The sequence below is a fragment of the Rhizobium sp. USDA 4016 genome (assembly GCF_056279705.1).
In genome coordinates this window covers 387,166-403,270 of record NZ_JBWCCY010000003.1, presented here as the reverse complement: position 1 = coordinate 403,270, position 16,105 = coordinate 387,166, and the positions used below count along the sequence as shown (strand labels likewise).

13 protein-coding genes and 6 pseudogenes are annotated in these 16,105 nt (G+C 60.6%); 17 read left to right on the top strand and 2 right to left on the bottom strand.

Annotated features, from left to right (window positions below; translation table 11 throughout):
• The first annotated feature begins 25 nt into the window (after positions 1-25).
• From ACZ9DP_RS15090 to ACZ9DP_RS15035, 12 genes and pseudogenes are all read left to right on the top strand, one after another.
• Complete coding sequence (locus ACZ9DP_RS15090; protein ID WP_476202781.1) at positions 26-1,165, top strand: threonine synthase; 1,140 nt, start codon at positions 26-28, stop codon at positions 1,163-1,165.
• Positions 1,166-1,203: 38 nt separating this feature from the next.
• The gene (locus tag ACZ9DP_RS15085; protein WP_476202721.1) at positions 1,204-1,692 is read left to right on the top strand and encodes an Lrp/AsnC family transcriptional regulator; all 489 of its coding nucleotides are present in this window, start codon (positions 1,204-1,206) and stop codon (positions 1,690-1,692) included.
• A gap of 128 nt (positions 1,693-1,820) precedes the next feature.
• Positions 1,821-1,925: pseudogene (locus ACZ9DP_RS15080) on the top strand (DUF6429 family protein); the annotation flags it as partial.
• Between the two features lie 109 nt (positions 1,926-2,034).
• Positions 2,035-2,405 (top strand): annotated as a pseudogene (locus ACZ9DP_RS15075) (IS30 family transposase); the annotation flags it as partial.
• Between the two features lie 179 nt (positions 2,406-2,584).
• A pseudogene (locus ACZ9DP_RS15070) lies at positions 2,585-2,925 on the top strand (transposase); the annotation flags it as partial.
• Between the two features lie 297 nt (positions 2,926-3,222).
• Positions 3,223-4,011: a glycosyltransferase gene (locus ACZ9DP_RS15065; RefSeq protein ID WP_476202720.1), complete on the top strand. Its 789-nt coding sequence runs from the start codon at positions 3,223-3,225 to the stop codon at positions 4,009-4,011.
• Positions 4,008-4,841 carry a hypothetical protein gene (locus tag ACZ9DP_RS15060; protein ID WP_476202719.1) on the top strand — a complete coding sequence of 278 codons (834 nt, stop codon included), beginning with the start codon at positions 4,008-4,010 and terminating at the stop codon, positions 4,839-4,841. Before ACZ9DP_RS15065 ends, ACZ9DP_RS15060 begins: the two co-directional genes overlap by 4 nt.
• Positions 4,842-5,589: 748 nt before the next feature.
• Positions 5,590-6,414, top strand: a pseudogene (locus tag ACZ9DP_RS15055) (DUF3991 domain-containing protein); the annotation flags it as partial.
• 163 nt (positions 6,415-6,577) lie between these two features.
• Positions 6,578-7,573 (top strand): hypothetical protein, encoded by a 996-nt coding sequence (locus tag ACZ9DP_RS15050; RefSeq protein WP_476202792.1) that lies wholly within the window; start codon positions 6,578-6,580, stop codon positions 7,571-7,573.
• A gap of 3 nt (positions 7,574-7,576) precedes the next feature.
• A complete protein-coding gene (locus ACZ9DP_RS15045; RefSeq protein WP_476202718.1) occupies positions 7,577-9,451 on the top strand; it encodes an integrase in 1,875 nt (624 codons plus the stop codon).
• Positions 9,441-9,656: a hypothetical protein gene (locus ACZ9DP_RS15040; RefSeq protein WP_476202716.1), complete on the top strand. Its 216-nt coding sequence runs from the start codon at positions 9,441-9,443 to the stop codon at positions 9,654-9,656. Before ACZ9DP_RS15045 ends, ACZ9DP_RS15040 begins: the two co-directional genes overlap by 11 nt.
• The gene (locus ACZ9DP_RS15035; protein ID WP_476202714.1) at positions 9,653-9,922 is read left to right on the top strand and encodes a hypothetical protein; all 270 of its coding nucleotides are present in this window, start codon (positions 9,653-9,655) and stop codon (positions 9,920-9,922) included. The genes ACZ9DP_RS15040 and ACZ9DP_RS15035 overlap by 4 nt, the downstream gene beginning before the upstream one ends.
• 36 nt (positions 9,923-9,958) lie before the next feature.
• Here the strand turns inward: ACZ9DP_RS15035 and ACZ9DP_RS15030 are convergent, their stop codons facing one another.
• Entirely contained in the window at positions 9,959-10,414 is a 456-nt protein-coding gene (locus tag ACZ9DP_RS15030; protein WP_476202713.1) for a GNAT family N-acetyltransferase, read from the bottom strand.
• Between the two features lie 377 nt (positions 10,415-10,791).
• Between ACZ9DP_RS15030 and ACZ9DP_RS15025 the strand changes: the two are divergent.
• The 3 genes and pseudogenes from ACZ9DP_RS15025 to ACZ9DP_RS15015 form a co-directional block, all read left to right on the top strand.
• Positions 10,792-12,301, top strand: a pseudogene (locus tag ACZ9DP_RS15025) (plasmid partitioning protein); the annotation flags it as partial.
• Between the two features lie 107 nt (positions 12,302-12,408).
• Positions 12,409-12,873 carry a hypothetical protein gene (locus ACZ9DP_RS15020; RefSeq protein ID WP_476202780.1) on the top strand — a complete coding sequence of 155 codons (465 nt, stop codon included), beginning with the start codon at positions 12,409-12,411 and terminating at the stop codon, positions 12,871-12,873.
• A pseudogene (locus tag ACZ9DP_RS15015) lies at positions 12,870-13,749 on the top strand (DUF7007 domain-containing protein). The gene ACZ9DP_RS15020 and the pseudogene ACZ9DP_RS15015 overlap by 4 nt, the downstream one beginning before the upstream one ends.
• Here the strand turns inward: ACZ9DP_RS15015 and ACZ9DP_RS15010 are convergent.
• Positions 13,734-14,087, bottom strand: coding sequence for a hypothetical protein (locus ACZ9DP_RS15010; RefSeq protein ID WP_476202712.1), 354 nt, complete (start codon positions 14,085-14,087; stop codon positions 13,734-13,736). The pseudogene ACZ9DP_RS15015 and the gene ACZ9DP_RS15010 sit on opposite strands and share 16 nt — an antisense overlap.
• A gap of 857 nt (positions 14,088-14,944) precedes the next feature.
• On the opposite strand from ACZ9DP_RS15010, the gene ACZ9DP_RS15005 reads away from it, so the two are divergent.
• Together ACZ9DP_RS15005 and ACZ9DP_RS15000 are read left to right on the top strand one after the other, a co-directional pair.
• Positions 14,945-15,532, top strand: coding sequence for a hypothetical protein (locus ACZ9DP_RS15005; protein WP_476202711.1), 588 nt, complete (start codon positions 14,945-14,947; stop codon positions 15,530-15,532).
• Positions 15,533-15,731: 199 nt separating this feature from the next.
• The gene (locus tag ACZ9DP_RS15000) at positions 15,732-16,046 is read left to right on the top strand and encodes a hypothetical protein (RefSeq protein WP_476202709.1); all 315 of its coding nucleotides are present in this window, start codon (positions 15,732-15,734) and stop codon (positions 16,044-16,046) included.
• Positions 16,047-16,105: the final 59 nt, after the last annotated feature.

Below are 16,105 nucleotides of genomic sequence, written 5' to 3'. Positions count from 1 at the left end.
TCGGATCAATCCAAGAATTGCTGGTATGAAGTGCGTCCAGTGTGGGACTATTTATCCGGTCGAAGACTACTTTGAAGGCTGCCGCTCATGTTTAAGTGCCGGGACACCTGCTAGCGTGGCGCCTCATTACGCTGAATGGCCATCGAGACTGGACGGTAACACGGTAAGCGATTGGCTCTCCTATCCGGTGTCCGACCTCGCCGAAGGCAAGACGTCGTTGTCAAGTCTGCCACGCTTGGCCGCGTCTCTCGGCTTGACCAGCTTACATACGAAAAACGAGTTCACTAATCCAACGGGCTCCCACAAAGACAGAATGGGGTCTCTCATTGCTCAAAGAGCCGCTGATGTTGGAATAAGGACGGTCGCAATCGCTTCAAGCGGAAACGCGGGCGCGTCAATGGCGGCCTATTCTGCGCGTAACGGGCTCGAATGCATCGTTGTAACAACGCCGCATATAAATGCCAACTGGCGCCGCGCGATCGAAATGCACGGCGCTCGCATTATCGCCACCGAAACCGATGATGACCGCTGGTTACTGATCGCGAGCCAAGTGAAAAAGGGCAACTGGTACCCAGCCACTAACTATACAATTCCTCCTGTTGGGAGCAATTCCTTTGGAGTCGACGGTTATCGTGCCATCGCTTTCGAACTCCACTTACACTTTGGCGAAGCGGCACCGACTGATATCGTTGTTCCGACCGCGCGGGGCGACCTGCTGTGGGGTATCGCAAAAGGGTACGAGGACCTTCGGGAGGCAGGTCTCATCAAGTCAAAACCGAGGGTCCATGCAGTCGAGCCGTATCCCCGTATTGGCGCAGCGGTGTCTGGGCACGGTATGGTCGGTGATTTCTCTGCCGAGACCAACATGGGCTCAATAAGCGGCACTACCGTTACACAGCAGACCTTGCGGGCGCTCAAGATGTCCGAAGGCTACGCGGTCGCGGTCCAGGATACCGAAGTTGCGGCGGATCAGGCAATTCTTGGTAGCGAGGGTCTTTACCTCGAACTTTCAAGCGTAGCTACGCTGACAGGTTTGCATCATTTGATGAGAGAAAAGAAAATCGGGGCGGATGCACGCGTTGTACTGATCGCCACCTCACATGGATACAAAGAGGAGGCGCACTATCCTGAATGCCTGCCGGTCAGCGATTGGCCCATCAGATAACGGTGGCGACGCGATAAGTGTCGAGAAGGTAGATTCTCATGCCAAAGCTCGACGCACTGGATGTGCGGATTTTGGAAACACTACAGGCCGACGGAAAGCTGACAAACGTTGAGCTTTCCAGGCTTGTGGGGCTCTCGCCGTCTCCCTGCCTCGCGCGCGTTCGTGCGCTCGAGGATATTGGGCTCATATCCCATTACGTCGCGTTGCTCGATCCGGAGTCGCTCGGAGGCCTGATGAGCGTGTTCATCCAGGTTCGTCTCGAGCGTCAAGCCATCCGCGAACTCGGTGCCTTTGAAGAAGCGATGATTGGCTTTGCAGAGGTAATGGAGTGCTACCTCATGACCGGCGAAGCTGATTATCTCCTCCGGATCATAGTGCCCGATCTGGGAGCGCTGCAGGAGTTTATCGTCCAGCGGCTATCGAAAATCGACGGTGTTGCCAACATCCGCTCGAGCTTTGCTCTTAAGCAGGTAAAATATAAGACTGCCTATCCGGTGCGGGAAATACTGAATTGGCGGGCGACTTGACTAGGGTCAGGACTTCGGCAACGGGGCCTTTCCAGTCAAGCCAAAAGTGACACAAGCAGTCGCACCTTCACGCTGCGAGCGGTATACATACGCGAAGGCCGCAAGATATTGGGTCGCTGGCATGTATCATTGCGGAGACCGATGAGGACAAGATCGACGACGCTATCCTGGCATTATTATGGCTAACGCTGCATGACGGCATAGGGCGCGGATGGGATGCGACGGACCGATTGCTCCTGCGTAAACAATCTGCGCATGCGGGCCTTCACGTCACGCAGCACAGTTCCAGCGTCGTCTCGATTGATGCACCCGTCATCATGATCTCCAAATCATGGAGACCGACAACACCTGCCCGAACGGCGACGTAGACGCCGGCCGCGCGGATCCGCAAGCCCCGTGACGGCTTGATCCCGTTTGAACACCGAATCTCTCAACGGTCTGATTTTATTGATGATCGGTCGCAGCTCGGGTATTGGAAAGGCGATCTGCTGGTCTTCGATCGCAAACTCGGCCATTACAATGTGACGTCGCTTGTCGAACGCGTGAGCCGCTACACCGTGATGATCAAGAACCGCAGTCGGTACTCGCGTCCGATCATGGACAAGATCATTGCTGCCTTCTCGCCCTTGCCGTCCTCTGCACGCCGCAGCTTTACCTTTGATCGCGGCACCGAGTTTGCCGGCTTTCGGGCTTTGGAAGACGGGCTCGGCGCCAAGAGGATGCTACTATCATACGACCCAATGTGGGACGAGCCATGAAACGCCCTCGAGGGGTCACGAGGAGTTCCATAATTTCTACTTGTTGCTGGTAGCGCGCACAGGGGCTATTTAGTAATGCGACAGTTGGCCGGTTAGATGCAACGTCTCGCCTCTCGACGTGCTCGCCGCCCTGCCCGATCATGGACAAGATCATCAATGCAGCTCATCTCTGCCGTCTTTTTGCCGGCCGAAGCTTTACCCTTCGACCGCGGGACCGAGTTCGCCGAATTCAGGGCTCTGGAAGATGGCATCGGTGCTAAGAACTGGTTTTGCGACCCAAACTTACCCTGTCAAAAACGTGCTGTCGAGAACACCAACCAGCGCATCCGTCGCGCCTGGCGACAGGGAGCTCTCCACTATCACCCAGCGACAGCTTGTCGATCTCGCCCATCACCTAAATTCGTTGCCAGGAAGGTGCTTGGGCTACAAAACGCCGGCCGAAGTGTTCATCGCTCATTTACGTGAATATGGCTGATCCCCTACCCTGCATACCCGGCATGATGCATTTGGCGTAGATTCTTCAAAAAAACCGCGTCAAGGAGAGCTGCGTCGATGCGTTCGAGCGCTACCATGCTCGTTTTCCTGCGTCTAAGCAGGACTAAATGCAGTTTTTTCGCTTAACACCTCGTCATGCCGCAGCGAACGGATAAAGTAAATGCGATAAGAATACTCCCCGAACGGTTGGGGAATTCCTGCATCATGCGCGGTATGGCATTCAACGCACTTTCGAGACTCGGCTGGGTTGTCATATTTGCGGAACGGGTTTGCGGACATGAAAATTTCAATCATCGTGCCAGTGCGCTTGAATGAAACGCTATTTGAAGGGCTGCCAAGGCTGGAACAGCTCATCCGGAACGCCCCATCCGACCGCTTTGAGGTCGTCGTCGTTGACTACGGCAGCCCAACTAGGAGGGCGGCCGAATTGTCGTTCCTCACAGATCAATTCGAGCACGCGAAACTCGTGCGCGTTGACTCAGAAGCCGAGCCGTTCAGCGCTGGTATTGCCCGAAACGTCGGCGCCCAAAATGCTACATCTCCGGTGATCATGTTCAACAATGTTGATTGCCTAGCCAGCCCGAACATGTACGAAAAGATACACAAAGAAGCTCGCGCCAGGAGGATCGACGTCAACGCGTATGATTTTTTCGCTATCCCGATAGCCTTCCTAACGGTCGAGGGCGTGGAAGAATACCACCGAATACATGCGGCCAATGAACCGTACGACGCAGATTCGCTTTTCCACTACCACATCATTCGCGGCGAAAAGCAATTCATCTGGTTTATGGCCCATTCAGGGTCCACCATCGTCGTGAACCGGCTGCACTACCTATCAATTGGCCGGACGAGCCCCGTCTTTCATGGCCATGGCGCCGAGGACTACGAGGTCAAGCTCCGGCTTGCGTCATACCGACCCATCGGCCGAAGGCCTCTTGACTACTACCGCAACACCAAAAACAACCAGATGCACGACTACGTCGGGTTTCGTGCCTATCTCTCGCTCTACTCCTATGAGGTGGCGTTCCGTGGCATCTTCACCTCTGGCATCCTCGCCGCGCAGTGAACAGCGTCAACCAAGCCGTCAGCAACGCTAGCTACAAGCAGACGGAACGGAACTTCACCCTGGTTGGCGAGATGATGAAGGATTTTGACAAATCGGGAAAGCAGTTGAATGCACTTCCGGATCGTGCTGTATCCCGAAAAACTCTGGTCCTATGCCGACCCGCGTCCACGGCGCTGGAAACGCTGCGACAAGCCCTCCCCCTTCTCGGCCAATATTCAGTCATCGACGAGACGGTTTTCGCGGATGAACATGCGTTGCTGGATGCGATCGAGGCAGAGGAATTTAACCACGTCTTCTTCCTAAATCCGTACGGAAACGAACACAGGCTCAGCCTCTACAACGCAGTGCGCAGCGCCAACATACCCTATTGGGTCCATGACAGAGGTGCGCTACCTCACTCTTGGTTCTTCGATCCAAACGGGTTCAATGCCGACAGTTCCAGCTATCACCGCCAGAACTGGGATTCTCCGCTGCCGAGTGATGAGCGCGAAGCGGTCATTTCCTACATCCGGTCGCTGAAAACGAATGCCGAGACGCTGGAGAAGAACGGCGCCCCCAAGTCTGCCGAGCATTGGCGGCATGCGTTTGGCATCGGGGACCGAAGGGTCCTGTTCGTGCCGCTGCAGCGCCCAACCGACACGGTGACGAGATACTTTGGGGCTGAAGTCGGGCCATATGAGAATTTTTATAAATGGGTGGCAGAGGTGGCCGCAAAACTCGACCCTTCCCAATGGGCGGTTGTCGTGAAGAAACACCCTGCGGAGCTGACCCGCCCGAAGATTCCGGGCGTGGTGTTCGCGCCCGATGATGCCCATGCGCCAAGGCGGTGAGACGGGCGGCGCAGCAGCCGGAGCCATCGAGGACAGCCGGAATGACAACCATACCCATCTCACCTGCGCCACGACAGCTTGCGGCAATCAATGGCACGTTGAAAAGGGGTAAGGCCGAATGACAGAGATGAAGGATAGCGGCTTCATCAAGAATAAATGCTGCCGAATCCTGCTTCAGTTTTTCTGATAACTGCAGTCGTCAGATGAGGCGCAAGCTTCTACGGACAGTTGAGCGCTTTTTGTCGATTGCTCAGGTCACCCACCCGAGTGTTGCCCGCGCGCTACAGGTCGAGTTGCCAAAAGTGGGCAGCCGTCCATACAGCGATGATACGGATCTGCGGCCCCCGCTTGGGTGCGTAAACGCTCCGCTTTGGCCACTCACATTCATCGGGTCCGCGCCATGGCGCATTGGGAATGCCGTGACGGGAACCTGCCCAGGTAGGAATCGTCGAGCGGTACTATCGCAGAGCACGGCGTCCTTCCGACGAGATCGACGCCGACGACGATCTGGAGATCGTCCATGATTATGATCCGTAGGCGGCTCATTGATCGCCTTTGCAGTTCCGCCTGCCGCTGGCGAGCCGGCGGCCGCAAGGGAGGCTGCGCCGTGGCTCGGGTCGAGGATTGTTGAATCCGACAATTGCCAGCCACGCCCTTGCAGCCTTTGCTCTTCGCGCCGGTCCGGATCGGGTCCTGCGAAATTCTCGGGAAGGACAATAGATGAAAGGACGATCGCGCGGCGATCGGAATGGAGATGGAACGAGAAGAAATCGAGCAATTGCGGAAAACGGTCGGCTGCGGGGCGGTGCTGGAGACCTCGGGTTTTGCAGTCGACGTCAAAGAAAGCACCAGGCGGGCGATGAAGTTTCGCCGCGCAAGTGAGATCATCATTGTTACGCATGACGGGCGCGGTTGGTTCGACCCGCTCGGTGACGAAAAGGGCGACGTCTTTTCCCTGATCTCGCGTCTCGAACGAGTCGGCTTTCTTGAGGGTTGCCAGCGCATCGCCGCGCTGATCGGCTTCCGACCATCGGTACCGGCGTGGCATGGGTCAAAGGGCGATCGAGGCGCCGAGATTCCAATCTTCGAGAAATGGCAGAACCGACGGGCGCCTTGGCCCGGATCGACCACATGGTGCTTTCTTCGCTGGCAGCGCTTTCTCCCCGCCGGTGTCATTCGTTCCGCTATCGCCCACGGCGTTCTTCGCGAAGGACCACACGGGAGCATGTGGGCCGGCCATACGGACGATGCGGGTCACGTTTGCGGCTGGGAAGAACGCGGCAGCGAATGGCGTGGCTTTGCGACTGGCGGTAACAAGGTTCTCTTTCGGCTCGGCGCCATGGATGCGTCCCGCCTTTGCGTCACCGAGGCGGCGATCGACGCGATGAGCCTGGGCGCGATCGAGGGTCTGCGAGATGGGACGATGTACCTCAGCACCGGAGGTGGCTGGTCGCCGGCGACAGATGCGGCAATGCGCGTGCTCGCCGCTCGTCCCAACGTCCAACTCGTCGCGGCGACGGATGCCAATCCCCAGGGCGACATATTTGCGGAGCGGCTGCGGACGCTCGCCGACGAGGCCGCCTGCGATTGGATGCGATTGCGCCCGCCCGAGGAGGACTGGAATGATACCCTGAAGATTTCGGAGAAGGAAACGAGGGAGAGGAAAGAGAAAGACAGAGGCGTGCCGCATTCCAGCCGACCGCGTCAAGGGAAGCTTCGTCCGGCAGAGCCGGCCCTTGACCCGGCCGGACCGCATGCCGGCGGCTGCGCTGCGGCTGATGACGCGCGATTGCCAGGTGACGCAGCCGCTCGACGAGCATCGCATCATCGTCGAATGGGCCAAGCCGCGGGCCGGCGCGAAGGTGAAGCGCGCGCAGCGGCGGTCCTTCGATCGTCGCCGGCTGCATGCGGCGCCGAACCAGATCAACCGGTTGCTGGCGATGACGGCGCCGCTCGTCTCCCGGGCCAGCCGGCAGGACCGCAATCGCCTGTTCCTGGTGAAGAGCGAGAAGAAGGACGCGGTGACGCTTATTGCGGAGACGACCTTGTCGCACGCTCTGAAGCCGTTCATCAAACGCTCCAATGCCCGGATCGCGATCTGGAACAAGGCCGCACCAGAACGGGCGCGTCAGTTCTTGCCGGACTTTGCCGCCGTTCTGCTGCGGGGCAGTGTCGCCACCGAATATTACAACGCGTCGGGCGACATCGTCGCGACACAGGATGTACTCAATCACGCCCGCGCCGACACGACCGAGCTCTACATCAAGGGGCCAGAGACGCGCCGCATCCAGCGCGAAACCATCGCCCGCTTGCAGGGGTTGATGCTCGGTTGGATCATCGGAATAAAAGCGGGCGCCGAGGATCAGGCGCGGCGCGACCGGATTGCGCTGGCGAGCGATGCGACGGTTCCGTTCAGTCATGATTGCCTCAACCCGGTCGCGAGCACAGCGCTTGGATCGATAGCAGGTCGGGTGTGCCGGTACTTCGGTGGATGCCTGCGCTGCCCGGGGCTGGTCGTTCCAATCGATGCGGAGCACATGGCGCGCATCCTTCGGGCGATCGGCGAACTGGAGCGTGCGCGTGAGCGTATCGATCCGCGCCGGTTCGAGCTTCTGTATGCGCCGAGCCTGCGCATCCTGGTCGACGACATCCTGCCCGACTTCCCGCAATCGCTGCATGCGGAGGCCGAACGCCGGATGTCGTCCCTGCCAAGCCTTCCGGCGCTGGGATGAACGATGCAAGCGTCCGCTGCACTTGATCTTGCTGCCCAGGTACGGCCGGCCCTTCGGATATCGGCTCGCTCGGTGTGGTCGGATGAGATCTGGCATCTCGACGGCCATCGTCCCGGTGCAAACCGGAGCGACTTCTCGCACGACTGGGGATTTGCCCTTGCCGACGACAGCCGCTTCGGCGATCCGCAATGGACTGACTGGCGAGAGGCGGCAAAGCTGTTCCTGTGGAGCCTGAAGCTTGATCCGCCTCCAGGCCGCCGCAATGCCCACGAATCGACGATCGTCTCCGTCTTCAAGGCGCTGCGGACGCTGATCCGCTGGATGGCAGTGCAAGGGAACCGGCGCTTTGCCGATCTGGACCGTGATGCCTGCGACCGGTTCCTGGCGGCGATGGCGCAACGTCCGGGCAGCAAGCCGGGCAAGATGCTGAAGGCCACGACGCTGCAAACTTACGTCAATCTGCTGACGCGCCTGTATCTTCAAGGAGCGAAGTTCCCGGAAGTGGCAATCGACGATCCATTCCCGGGGATCGCGCCCCCGTTAGCTCGGCGTGACCGGGGCTGGCTTCCCTATACGCCAGACGCGGTCGCCGTGCCGTTGGTCTCGGCGGCCTTGCGGCTGATCGAACAGCCGGCGGACGACGTCATCGCTTTGCAAACGCAGGCGCAGGCTGCCTATGACGACGACCTTGCCAGGGGGATCAGCCAGACGAAGGCCGGCTTCATCGTGACCGACGCGATCGCACCGTTCATCTTCGCGACGGTGCCCGGGGAGGATGCTCCATGGCATGCCGCACCCGTCACCAGCACCAAGCAAATACGCTATCTCACCGATCGCATTTACGATGCCTGCTTTATCGTGATCGCCTATCTGATCGGCGCTCGGGTCTCGGAGATCCTTGGTCTCCAAGCCGGCTGCATCGAGCAGCATACCTCCGGCGATGGGTGCGAGAGCTTCGCCTATCTCGCCGGGCAGAGCTACAAGACGGCGCGCGGCGTCGGCGGCGAAGCCCACCGCTGGGTTGCTCCGGCGCCGGTCGAGCGAGCCATCCTCGTCATGGAGCGGCTGACCGCCCGCCTGCGGGCACAAAGCGGACGATCCGATCTCTTCCTGGTGATGGCCAGCACCGGCCTCGTCGGTCCTGCCGCCCGCATCAATCTGCCCGTCGTCTCCACGATCATATCGCGGATGAACAATCAGTTCGCGCCGTTCATTGAGCTGCCGGATCACGAGGGCGAGCCCTGGCATCTGAATACCCATCAGGGCCGAAAGACCTTTGCGCGCTTTGTCGGCAAACGCGACCGCACCGGCCTGCATGCGCTTCAGGCGCACTTCGGCCATGTGACCCGGGCCATGACCGATCGTGGCTATGTCGGAACCGACTTCGCGCTCGACGACCTGATCGACCGGCATACACAAGAGGAAACCCGCGCCGCCCTGGAAGAGGTGCTGACGGCGACGACGCTCGCCGGCAAGGGCGGACGGATGATCGCTGCTCGCTCGCAGTTCCGCGGGCGCACACGCGACGGCGACGTCCAGGCCTATGTCCGTTTCCTGATGGAAGAAACGGACCTCCGCCTCGGGGTCTGCGACTGGGGCTATTGCATCTACCGCGTCGAAACGGCTGCCTGCTTCGGCGACGAGCGTGGCCCCAACCCCGTGCTGAGAACCGAAAGCACGTGTCTCACCTGCGCCAACTTTGCCGTCACGGCCAGGCATCGACCGGTCTGGCAGGCGCGCCGCGATCGCAATGCCGATCTTCTCGATCAGCCCGGGCTGGATCCGGTCAGCCGCAGGGTTGCGGAGACACGGATCGCCGAATGCGATCGCATCCTTGGCGAACTCGATCATGGAAAGGATGGCCGTGATGGCGCCTAAACCCAGCAAAACACCGGCGCTGACGCCACAGGAAAAGCGCTTGCGCAACACCGACTGCAAGCTGCGGGAGGCTCTGGAGCGTCTGGTGAAGGGACTGCCCACACACCCGGACCTGCAAAAGCGATCCTACCGTTTGACCGTCGCCACGCTCGCACGCGAGCGCGTGTCGGCCGCAACGCCATCTACACCAAGCACCGCTCGATGATCGACGAATTGCGCCGCGCCAACGATCGCAAGGTCGTGCCCGAGAAACTCGCAGCCTGGGAGGACAAGCTCGCCCAGCAGCGATCGCTGATCCAGGTTCTACAGATCGAGGAACGACGGCTCGTCACAGAAAATGCCATTCTGCTGAAGCGGATCCTCGAAGCCGAAACGGAGGTCGATCGCCAGCGGCGTCACAATGCCAGCCTCATCGCAGAACGTGACCAAGTGGTAAGACTCGTGCCTCTTGCTCCAAAGCCAAAATCCTGATGCCAAATAGGCACCGGCGCCTCAGACACCCTGAGCCTAGAATATTCGACGAAGCCGAGGGCCGACCTCCTCAAAGCCGTTCCGCAGATAGAAATCGAGAGTGCGCTTCCATTTTGGTTGCCCGGGCGCTCCAACCTCAAGTCGCTTCCATCCGCGAGCACGGCTTTCCCGCGAGGCCACCTCGAGCAGATGAGGGGCAATCCCTTTGGAGCGCATGTCCGGTCGAACATAAAGCTCCGAAATCTGTCCGAACTTGCCTCCTGCATAGATCGCCGTGCATTCGTTCAGCACCATGATGCCGACCGGCTCGTCATCTGCAATTGCGATCACAGCGAACACGCCAGCATCGGCAAGCACTGTCTCCGCGCTTTGTCTGACGACGTCGGGGGTGGGCGCTTTCCCGCCAGAGAGTTCATCGAGCAGTGCGTGAATGAAACTGGCGACCGTCTCGACGTCCGTTGCGTGGGCGCGGCGAGTAGATATGGAAGGCATATTCTCTCCTACTAGCGGTCAAAATCCCGATTCATGCTACCAGCAGCGCAAGCCCGACACTCACTTTTAGAGGCAATGTCGGGGCTGATGAATGGCATTGTTCATCCAATTATGTATAAAAACTGCAAAGAATAGCAACATTGGGCACGATTCCGGATGACTTAAGATGAATTGTGCAGGCGCGGGAACTTCTTACGGAAAGCAACCGGGTTCACCTCGAAACCGCACGGTGAAGCTGGACTTGCCGAAGTAAGATGAACATCCCAAGTCCGGCGAAAGCACGGAGACCAAAGGTACAGCCTGAAATGCCCGTGCAGCCAAAACGCTCGGATTATAAATGCAGTCGAGCAGAGGACACTTGACGCATAACCAAAAGCCTGAACCCTGTCGATCAATGGAGGGGAATCGAACGCCTCGGCGCGCTCGGCTGGACGGAGGAGGCGATTGCGATCGCTCTCGCCCTCCCCGTCCGGCAGATCCGCAAGCGTCGCCTTCTCGCCAAGGTGTTGCCGGCGATGCTCGACCATATGGCCAAGGGCGACCTGCCGAACGAGCAGCAGCTGCGCACCATCGCGGCGGCCCCGCTCGACGAACAGAAGGAAGTCTGGAAGGCGCACAAGCTGAAAAAGGGCGAGGCCGCGTCCTGGGGCGATCGCCAACGGTCTCGCCAAGGCCCGCATGTATGCCAGGGACGCAAGCTTCGGCGACGACCTTCGGCGGGCCTACGGTATCGAATGGGCGGAAGACCTGTTCGCACCAGCCGACGACGACAACCGCTTCACCACCAATGTCGAGGCGTTCCTCGGCGCCCAGCAGGAATGGATGAGCAGCAATCTTCCGAAGAAGGGCACCATCGTCGAGGTCAACAATTGGGGCGAGCCGCAACTGCCGGCGAAGGCAAGCCAAGTCTACGGCAAGCCAGGAAAGGGCGATTGCACCGCCATGTATCTCGACCGCGACGGCAAGGTGCAGACCGCACACTACCGTATGCCGGAAGCAAAGAAGACGAAGGGTGACGCGACCACGTCCGGCGGCGACGACCGGGATGAGAACATTGGCGTCGCACCGAAGACGCGCCCCGACGTGACTCGCAACGGCATCGACATGATCGGCGACTTCCGTACCGACGCCCTGCACGAAGCGTTCGCCCGGGCGCCGATTGAAGACGGCACGCTCATGGCCATGCTGGTTCTCGCCTTCGCCGGACAGAACGTCTCGGTCGACTCGGGCTCGGAAACGTCGCAGCACGTCTACGGCTCCCGGCGCTTCGCGCGTCACGCGGTGCGGCTGATCGGCGAATCTGGAAAGCTTGAATTCGACATGGATACACTTCGCGTTGTGGCGAGGTTGACCCTGATCGACGCACTTTCAGTTCGGACGAACCGGACCGATAGCGGAATCGTTTCCCGCATCGCTGGCAATACAATCGGCGCCGACAGCTACCTCCGAAGCATGGGCACGGAAGAGTTCCTGTCTTGCCTGTCGCGGGCATCGCTGGAAGCGTCGGGCACGGCGCTGAATGTTCTGCCCCGCTCCCGGGTGAAGGACACGCGGGCGGCACTTGTCGAACATTTCAAGGAAGCACGGTTCGTCCATCCAGCGGCCCTTTTTGCTCCCGACGATGTGAAACTGGCCGACTGGCTCGCCCAGAACATGGTGCGTAGCGGCGAGGACGACGACGCACCCGCCGAAGAGCCGGTGCACGGCATTGAGGATGAGGTCGACGGCGTGCCCGCTCCGTCGAGCGCCGACGACGGCGAGTTCCACCTTGAGTCGGAAAAACCGGCTGACGACGAAACGGGAGCCGAGCCCCGTCTGCCCGAGAAGCCGGGCGACGCCGATTCGGGCGATGACGACGACACCGCATACGGGATCGCGGCCGAGTAGCAGCCCATCCCTCTTCTTCCGATCGATCTCCGCCGCCGGCCATCACCGGCGGTGGTTTTGTTTCCAGCAGTTGCCAACATCAAGGAGAGAAAAAATGTCCGCATCCCCTGATCTATGATCTCATCCCGATCGGTTCCGTCGTCGCCTGGTCGGATGGCACGCCACGCCCGCCGGAGCGCCATAATAAAAAACTGTCTGCCTGGCAAACTCGAAACAGCCAAGGCCGGCTGATCCGCAAAGAAGGCAAGCGCGGCATCGGCAATACCACCCTGTCGCCTTGCTTCACGCTCCATGAGACCGATTTCGGCGCCAACGGTGTGATCGCCATACGCGTCCACCGGACGTTTTCGCTCGAGAGCGACCTGACGTTCAAGGTGATCGAACGCCTGACAGTCGGATCCGTCCGGGTCTTCGATCGCACCGGCGCGAACGCCGAGCTCGTCCACCTCGCGGCCCATCGGCAGGCGGCCGAGGAATGGCTGACCGGGCACGGCTATCCCGGTGCTGTGCTCGAAGAGGTGACCGCCGACGAGGTTGCCGCTGATCACGTCGAAGGGAGGGCTGCGGCATGACTACGCTCCGCCCGAACTCCTCCGAGGTCTCCACCCCTGAGCTTTCAGGGGTGGAATTCGACCGGAGCGCTGATGGTATGCCTGTCGCGCGTGTCGGTGATCTCGTCTTCGCCATGGTGCCGGGGCGTGACGGCCATTTCCTCGCAAGCGCCTGGCGTGTGCGGCGGCCCCTCGCCGACCTCAAGCGCGATGATTTCTATTCGCATCATGGCTCTGTCGAGAACGAACCGGCGTTTCGAGCCCGCATGATCGAGCAAGCTGAACATTGCCGAGAACTCGGCTCGCTTGGGCGACAGACCGCCCGGCTGAGCTGCAGCACGCCTTGGGGCCTTCTCAGGGCGCGACCGTCTATGCGGACGGGATCGTATCCCACACGACGGCCGGTCATGGCGGCTTCAAGCTCTCGGCCGCGCGCAACGCCAAGGTCCACCCGACGCTGCAGGCGGATGGGGGCTGGTACGAAGAAGATGCCGCATGGGCAATCGTCGCGCTGACCTTCCCGGATCTGTTCACAAGCTATGAGCGGAAGTGCGCCGACAAAACAGTCCGCGACACCTGGCCGGATGCTTGGGAAGCGATCTTCGGTCGCTCTCTGGCGCCCGGCGAATCCTACGAAAGGGATCGGCAAGAGTTTGCGATGGCGCATGCCGGGCATTGGATCGTTATCGCCGCGCTTCGTTCGGATCATCATCCCGCATGACCGAGGTGATCGCCTCGCTCGGGGGCAACCGCGATGAACGGGCGGTACAGCGCCGCTTTCTGGTGCCGAGCAATGACTATGAGGTCGGCCGGTTTGGCTTTGTCATCGAAGAGACGAGGCATGCTGCCTATGACGGCCCCTCCAGCATCGCTAGTTGGCGTCAGAGGGCCGCATAATGTCCGGTTCCGCAAGACAAGCGCAGCTGTCCCGCATGGGAGCGGCGCGGCGGCAGGCGCAACATCAGCTCGATCTGATCGACCGGCCGATTTACGCGTCGAATGACTGCGATCATTCCCTGCTCGGCCGACGTCAGCCGGGATATCGCCGCCGCAACGCGCCCGAACCAGGCGCATTCCTGGAACGCCATCGCGGCTCTTTGGGCACGCCACCGGCTGCCCTTGGATTTGGCAAAAAGTGGCGATGGCGCCTCAAGAGTGGGGGAATGCTCATGGGCACGATAGGCGACTGGAGCGAAGGGCGGGTGCCGGCTCCTCGCCCCAAGAACGGACAGCATTCTGGATCCAGTTCCATCATCTCGAGGGCGCCGAATGCCTGAAGGCCGTTATGGCGGAGCTCAATAGGCTGATTGCCGAAAAGGAGGCAAAGCCGATGTAAGCAACCAAGCCGACCGCGACGCGGGCCAAACGCGAAACACTGCCGCCATTGACTGCGGAGGAGGAACAGCGCTCCAGGCATATGCGGCAAACCACGGCCGGCGGTGGAAAAGCATTCTTACCGCGTCTGGATGGGGCGGCCTGCCATATGATGATGGTGGCATGTTGCGTTGCCTGCGCAATTCCCATAGCCCATCCTGGCTCCAGTCATATCGCTTGCCTAAACGGTGCCCAGCGAACAATTAGATTCGAGGCATCGGACTGACGCGCCAGAAGCCTGATCCGGCGGACGGCGCTCCCGTGTCCAGAGCCAGCCCCTCGATCGTCAATGCCCCTATCTCCTTCATGACGGTTGTGCGTGAACCGGGTCGGACCAGTGAGGGTCCCTCAAGCAATTGCTCGCTTGCGGCGAGCTGAGAGGACCGCGGCTCTGCTGCAGGGCGCCCTGTTCAATGGCTTCCTTCGGAACAGACCCTTGCCGGTCTGCCCTTCGGTTGTGATGCGGCTGAACCGGCGGCCGTTCGTTTCAAGGCCGCTTCGCGCCGCGGTGCGGCCGGACCGCGCCGTCCTCGGCAAAGCAGGTCCGCGCGCCTCGCGAGGTCAGTCTGACCTGCTTGCGCGCATCCCGGCTCTGCTCGTCTTGCCGGGGCGCGGACCCTGAAACGCCCGTCTTCCACCGGTTCTTTTTGACCGCACCGAAGGGCAGCCGGCAAGGGCCGGAACCACTTCGGGAGCAAAACCATGAAAGGAAGAGCCCATGGCCAAGGCCGCAACCCAATCCCGCAAATCCGCCCGCCTCATGCAACTTCGAAAGGGGGCCACCCTAGAAATGGTCCGGCTCACTTGCCCGGACACCGCCCAGGCGCTGAAACTCGCCGAGAGTTTCGGCATCACGGTCATCGACAGCGATGGCATCCGCGAGCTGCATGAGCGCCTGATCATCGAGACCGCCGATAGTCTCTCCGAGGGGCTCGGAGAACGGGCGATGCAGATCCATCTCCAACGCATCGTCGGCGCCTTCGTCGGCTCCGCGCATGGAGCCGGCCAGTTCTACTCCCGCGCCGTCACCGAGGCACGGGATGCCACCGCTAAGGCCGCCAATGACACGCGCGATGAGGACCTTGACGGTCCGGTCGGCTACGACAGCGCCGCCCAGCGCAAGCGCGAGTTCGCAGCCGACATGGGGGTACAGGCGCACGCTCTTCGAATGGCAGCCGAAGGCACCATCGCAGCCTATAAGCAAATCATCGGCGAGGTCTGGAAGCCCTTCGACCGGCCGGTCGACAACCCGGGCCACTCGCTCGACCGCAAGGCAGCCGAGACGCAGATGTCGGCTTTCGACTGAGCCATACCTTCGGCGGGGCTTCGGTCCCGCCTTAGCCTTGGCCAGCTCGACGACCTGCTGACCTATTTCGATGAGCGCCAGGCCGGAGCCACACTGTCTGGTCCCGCCGCAGCGCGTGTCGCAAAGACGCTGGACAGCGTATCGGAGGACCTCGGCCCCCCTTCCGGCCATGATCGCTGACCGTGCCCGGCTCCGCACGATGCTCGCAAGTCTCGCGCGAACATTGCATATCGGAGTGGCAGATTGCTTCTTCGATCCCGGCACGGCGGCCTGTCTGAAGAAGGCGACTGGAGCCGAAGGCCCGTTGACCGCACTTTGCCAGCCGGCCCGTTGTCCCAATGCCTGCATCACCGCGAGGCATCGGGCAGCATGGGCTCGTGCTGCAGACGAGGCCAAGAATCTGTTGAAGGAGAAGCGGCTGTCGCAGCTTCAGCGTGCAGTTCTGCACCAGGAACTCAAGAGAGCATTGACGATCCTGGACAACATCGGCGGTGCATCGACAGCGGACGCATAGACATTCGCGGCGCTTACACCCCATATCCACTATCCACCATCGCAATATCTGTGCATACA

Excerpts from the sequence above, each read along its gene's own strand:
- ACZ9DP_RS15035 (WP_476202714.1), top strand. The coding sequence starts at position 9,653 with ATGATCGACGAATTGCGCCGCGCCAACGATCGCAAGGTCGTGCCCGAG.
- ACZ9DP_RS15000 (WP_476202709.1), top strand. The coding sequence starts at position 15,732 with ATGCTCGCAAGTCTCGCGCGAACATTGCATATCGGAGTGGCAGATTGC.
- ACZ9DP_RS15065 (WP_476202720.1), top strand. The coding sequence starts at position 3,223 with ATGAAAATTTCAATCATCGTGCCAGTGCGCTTGAATGAAACGCTATTT.
- ACZ9DP_RS15030 (WP_476202713.1), bottom strand. The coding sequence starts at position 10,414 with ATGCCTTCCATATCTACTCGCCGCGCCCACGCAACGGACGTCGAGACG.
- ACZ9DP_RS15085 (WP_476202721.1), top strand. The coding sequence starts at position 1,204 with ATGCCAAAGCTCGACGCACTGGATGTGCGGATTTTGGAAACACTACAG.
- ACZ9DP_RS15090 (WP_476202781.1), top strand. The coding sequence starts at position 26 with ATGAAGTGCGTCCAGTGTGGGACTATTTATCCGGTCGAAGACTACTTT.
- ACZ9DP_RS15040 (WP_476202716.1), top strand. The coding sequence starts at position 9,441 with ATGGCGCCTAAACCCAGCAAAACACCGGCGCTGACGCCACAGGAAAAG.
- ACZ9DP_RS15005 (WP_476202711.1), top strand. The coding sequence starts at position 14,945 with ATGGCCAAGGCCGCAACCCAATCCCGCAAATCCGCCCGCCTCATGCAA.
- ACZ9DP_RS15010 (WP_476202712.1), bottom strand. The coding sequence starts at position 14,087 with ATGCTGTCCGTTCTTGGGGCGAGGAGCCGGCACCCGCCCTTCGCTCCA.
- ACZ9DP_RS15045 (WP_476202718.1), top strand. The coding sequence starts at position 7,577 with ATGCAAGCGTCCGCTGCACTTGATCTTGCTGCCCAGGTACGGCCGGCC.